Source organism: Kocuria rhizosphaerae, from assembly GCF_044462265.1.
Classification (GTDB): domain Bacteria; phylum Actinomycetota; class Actinomycetes; order Actinomycetales; family Micrococcaceae; genus Kocuria; species Kocuria rhizosphaerae.
On record NZ_JBISWL010000053.1, the window covers coordinates 1 to 269 of the forward strand.

General features: G+C 76.2%; 1 protein-coding gene. It reads left to right on the forward strand.

The features are described from left to right. The first annotated feature begins 68 nt into the window (after window positions 1–68). On the forward strand, window positions 69–254 hold the full coding sequence (locus ACH9EU_RS06220) for a hypothetical protein (protein ID WP_396413072.1): 186 nt from the start codon (window positions 69–71) through the stop codon (window positions 252–254). Window positions 255–269: the final 15 nt, after the last annotated feature.

The window sequence follows — 269 nt, forward strand, 5'->3', positions numbered from 1 at the left end:
CGGTTCCGTCGTTCCGGACCCCGTTCCCGGCCGCGGCGCGGCCGCCGGCCCCAGGGAGGACCCCACCCGTGGACCAGGACGCGCAGCCCCCGGCCGAGCAGGACCCGTTCGTGGTCAACCGCGTGCCCGACGACGAGCTGGACGTCTCGGTGCCCTTCGAGCTCGAGGCCTCCGAGTGGGAGTGGGAGTCCCATGGGTCCGCGGGCGGGACCGGGCAGGGCCGGGGCCCGGACGGGGACCATGGGGACGTGTGAGCGCCCACGACGAAG